This window comes from Paenibacillus sp. MSJ-34, from assembly GCF_018918005.1.
GTDB lineage: Bacteria > Bacillota > Bacilli > Paenibacillales > Paenibacillaceae > MSJ-34.
In genome coordinates this window covers 1-2424 of record NZ_JAHLPR010000110.1, presented here as the reverse complement: position 1 = coordinate 2424, position 2424 = coordinate 1, and the positions used below count along the sequence as shown (strand labels likewise).

2 protein-coding genes are annotated in these 2424 nt (G+C 49.4%); both read right to left on the bottom strand.

The genetic code is table 11. The features are described 5' to 3' along the window. Window positions 1–70: 70 nt before the first annotated feature. Window positions 71–796, bottom strand: coding sequence for an IS21-like element helper ATPase IstB (gene istB / locus KQI79_RS27175; protein WP_216541451.1), 726 nt, complete (start codon window positions 794–796; stop codon window positions 71–73). Window position 797: 1 nt separating this feature from the next. Continuing rightward, window positions 798–2285 (bottom strand): IS21 family transposase, encoded by a 1488-nt coding sequence (gene istA / locus KQI79_RS27170; protein ID WP_216541450.1) that lies wholly within the window; start codon window positions 2283–2285, stop codon window positions 798–800. Window positions 2286–2424 lie beyond the last annotated feature (139 nt).

The following is a 2424-nucleotide window of genomic DNA, read 5'->3' as shown; positions in this document are numbered from 1 at the left end:
TTGTGTTTTGCAAGTAGAAAATGCTTAGATTTGCAGCCAAAAGTGCCAAGCCCACTTGCCAGCATCGAGGCTACATCGGAATTCGTTCCATAGCTTGCTTGAAACGGAAACTCTCGCCTGTGAAGGAGAGAATATGAGCATGGTGCACAAGACGATCAACAAGTGCTGAAGTAAGCTTCGTATCGCCGAATATCGACGTCCATTGACCAAACTCCAAGTTGGACGTAACGATCACACTCTGTTGCTCATAGCAGTCCGCTATCACGTTAAATAATAACTCAGATCCGGTTTGGCTGAACGGGACGTAACCAACCTCATCGAGAATGAGTAATTCAACCTTCCTCAACTTATCTTGAAACCGGCTAAGCGTACCCGACGCAAATTTCTCCTGCAGCACGGCGACTAAATCAGAGGCTCGGTAGAACTGCACGGCTTTACCTCGGCGACAAGCCTCCACACCCAGCGCTGTTGCCATATGTGTCTTGCCCGTGCCTACGGCTCCCATTAAGAGCAAATTCTCCTTGCGTTCTACCCATTCCAATCCCTGAATGATCTCTGGACTGCTGCCGTTCGGAAAAGAGATATGGTCATAGACATATCCCTCAAAAGTCTTAATATGCGGAAATCCTGCCTGCTGGACGAGCTTCCCCAGCTTGGCACGGCGGCGACCGTCCAATTCCGCACTAAGAATTTGTTCCACAATGCTGCGAATCTCCTCATTCTGTTGAAGCGATATATAGTCCATGACATGCGCCAATCGCAGCTGCCGACATAAATCCACTAGTTCTGTCGCCATCTTAACTTACCCCCACAAGTTGATCATAGCGCCCAAGAGAGCCATCTGAACGAGTCCCCGGTGGCGACAGCGTCTCCTCCCACGTAACCGGCAAGTCTCGGCTTCCATGTTTCATGCCAAGGACGGCCGTGACGCGGGTAACCACCGTATTCTGGCCTAGCAAGGCGACTGCCTCTTGGATCTGTTCTATGGTGTACACATCGCTCCAGTGCGACAGTGCCTGAAGGCGTTCTTTTCGCTCATCCAGATCTTTCACCGTCACATACGCTTGCAATGTCTCTGGCAGCATGCGTAGGAACTGTGAATGTGTAACGCTGCGCGGCTTTCTAAGCCAACCGGTAAATACTTTCGACCACGGAACGTCCGCAGTACGTCCCGTATAAGGTCGGGGTACCTCCCGAAGCTTTTGATGGTGGCCGTTTAAAATGATCAGACGATCCCAGAACGTTTGGATCAGTACCTCGCTACCTGGCGCAACCATTCCCAGTAACGGAATTGTCGTATCTTCAATCCGAATCTCCCCGTACTTGTTGACCACCGCAGTCGCCAACCGAAAGGCCTCAAATCCGTGTTCCGGCAATGTAAGTAGCTTACGGCGGTCATCCTCCCATAGATCAGCGATCCGGCGGTTTTGAGCATAATGCTGGCGTTCACGATCTAGCATGGCCTGCTCAGCGAAATACGCAGCAAGCTGTTCATGGCTTTCATAAATTGGAATGGGGACGGCCCAGTTTCGCTTGGAGTACCCGCATTTGTTCTCCACATGACCTTTTTCATGGCCACTGTACGGATTGCAGAATACGGCTTCGAACCGGTAATGGGCGCAAAATCGCTGAAAGCCTTCTGTTAATTGCCGTTCGCCTTGCTTCTCAATATGAACGACGGCAGCAGACAGGTTGTCAAACCAGATACGCTGGGGAACACCACCCGCTTGCTCAAAGATTTGCTTCATTGCTTCCAGGAAGCATTCTAGGTTCTCAGCAGGAGTTGGATAGACGAAAGCGGCGTTGCTATACGGGAAGGACATCACCAGTAACTTGTATGTAAGCAATTGATGTCCTCGACTCACCTCGAGAGTAGTAAAATCCACTTGTGCCTCTCCAGGCGGATGTTCGAGTCGTTCATACGTTTTAGCGCGTTCCAGTTCCAATTCGCTCTTTCGTTTCTGCACATAGGCTAGTACCGTACGTTGTCCGCCTGTAAATTGATGTTCGTCTCGCAATCGTTGGAATATGCGTACACCTGAATGACGTTGCTTTCGGGGGAGCAAGCGATCCTCCTCCAACCACGTGTCGACGATCTCCATAAACGGTCCCATTACGGGACTCCTGTTTTTCCGTTTGGTCACCGATGTATTCCAATCCGTTTGATCGGCATATTTTTTTGCAGTTCGCCAATGAACCCCCACACGCTGTGCAATCTCATTTACCGAACAGCCTTCTACTTCACGCAAAAACCTGATATATTGTTGTTGAGGCATTTTCAACATCCTTTCTTTCTCCTCTCGCTACGTTGTCGACAAACATAACGATAGGATGATAGTGGGATGCTGACAAGTGTCTCTTTTTTGCATCTTAATTCGGCATTTTTACGCTGCAATATTAGGCATTTCTATTATGCAATAAACA